This is a genomic window from Streptomyces hainanensis (assembly GCF_004348415.1).
Classification (GTDB): domain Bacteria; phylum Actinomycetota; class Actinomycetes; order Streptomycetales; family Streptomycetaceae; genus Streptomyces; species Streptomyces hainanensis.
The window spans coordinates 1-1,730 of the sequence record NZ_SMKI01000786.1; the positions used below are offsets into that span (position 1 = coordinate 1).

Here is a 1,730-nt window from a genome sequence, read left to right on the forward strand (position 1 = left end):
GTGGGGGACGGTGGGTGGACGGGCGGTCAGCCCCGGTACTCGCGCCACTCGGCCTGGGCCTCGTTCAGCCGCTCGGCCAGGTCGTCGGCGAACTCCTGGGCGGTGATCTCGCCGAGCAGCAGCCGCTGGAAGTTCGGCTCGGTGTCGGCCTTGCTGATGTTGTTCCAGTCCGGCAGGTAGTAGGGCAGCTGGACGATGGTGGTGGCCTCGTCGCTCAACGCGTCGACGGCGGCGGCGGTCGGCGGGGCCGCGGCGATCCACGGGTCGGCCAGCGCCTCGGTGTTGGCGGGGATCTGGCCGGCCGACTCGTTCCAGAGGCTGTTCATCTCGTGGGAGACGGCGAACTCGACGAACCGCCAGGCCGCCTCCTTGTTCTCGCTCGACCGGAAGACGCCGAGGCCGTCGACCGGGTTGGAGACGAAGGTGTGCGCGCCGTTCGCGTCGTCCGCCGGCATGGGGACGCCCGCCACGCCGTCCGCGCCGAAGGCGGCGACATGGTCGGGGTAGGAGCCGAGGTTGTGCTGGAGCATGCCGACCGTGCCGCCGGTGAAGGTGGCGACCATGTTGGTGAAGTCGTTGCCCAGGTCGGCCTCCGGGGTGGCCGTGTCGTAGAGCCCGACGTACCGCTCCAACGCCGCCACGTTCGCCGGGTCGTTGACGGTGGTCTCGTCGCCGTCCCAGAACGACTCGATGCCGGACTGGGCGTACATCATGTCCAGCGCCTGGGCGACGGAGCCCTCGCCGCCGCGGAGGGTGAAGCCGAACGCGTTGTTCCCGCGGTCGGTCAGCTCGTCCGCCGCGGTGAAGAAGGTGTCCCAGGTGGCGGGCGGTTCGAGGCCGGCCGCCTCGAACAGGTCGGTGCGGTACCACAGGACGCCCTGGTTGGCCGAGGTCGGCACCGTGTACATCTCGTCGCCCTCGCCGGTGGTGGCGCGGACGCTCTCCACCATCGCCGGCAGCAGGCCGTCCGCCAGGCCGCTCTCCGCGACGCGGTCGCCCAGTGGTTCCAGGGCCTCCTGTGCGACGAGGTTGGCGAGGTAGGCGGTGGAGACGCCGCCCACGTCGGGCAGGCCCTCGCCGCCCTGGATCGCGGCGTCGTACTTGGACTGCACCTCGCCGATCGGCACGCCCACGTACTCGACGTCGATGTCCGGGTTGGCCGCCTCGAAGGCGTCGATGATCTCGTTCCACACGTCGGTGCGGACGCCGCCGTTGTTGTCCCAGAACACGATCTCGCCGGTGCCGTCGCCGTCCGCGCCCGCCGGGTCGCCCGAGTCGCCGCAGGCGGTGGCGGTCACGGCCAGCACGAGCGCGGTGAGGGCGGCGGCCGCGCCGCGGGTCGGGTGTGTGCTCATCGTGCGGCTCCCTGGGGTCGGGGAAGGTGGGGGTTCGCTCTGATGTGCTCTCGCTTGCTCTCTTTGCTGTCGGGTGCTGTCGCTTGCTGTCGGGTGCGCTGTCGTTCTCTCGGGTTCGGGCCGGGGGGTGGGTCTCAGGTGACGCGGAACCGGGTGAAGGTGGCGGTGCCCGCGTCGCCCGCCTCGCCGACGCCGTCGGGCGCGGCGGCGAACAGGCCGAGTTGGGCGCCCGTCCAGCCCCAGCCGGCGGCCGCGAAGTCGAAGCCCGACGGGCCGGGTTCGGCCTCGTCGCCGACCGCGGCGGCGAACCGGCAGCGGCCGTCGGCGGTGATGTCGATCCGCAGCAGGGCCCGGCCGGTGGGCGCGGGGCGGGGC

Annotated in this window: 1 protein-coding gene and 1 pseudogene; both read right to left on the reverse strand. The window is 72.5% G+C overall.

The window, feature by feature from the left end; translation table 11 throughout:
• Positions 1-26: 26 nt before the first annotated feature.
• The gene (locus E1283_RS35920; protein ID WP_132822352.1) at positions 27-1,355 is read right to left on the reverse strand and encodes an ABC transporter substrate-binding protein; all 1,329 of its coding nucleotides are present in this window, start codon (positions 1,353-1,355) and stop codon (positions 27-29) included.
• Between the two features lie 134 nt (positions 1,356-1,489).
• Positions 1,490-1,730, reverse strand: a pseudogene (locus tag E1283_RS37830) (glycoside hydrolase); the annotation flags it as partial.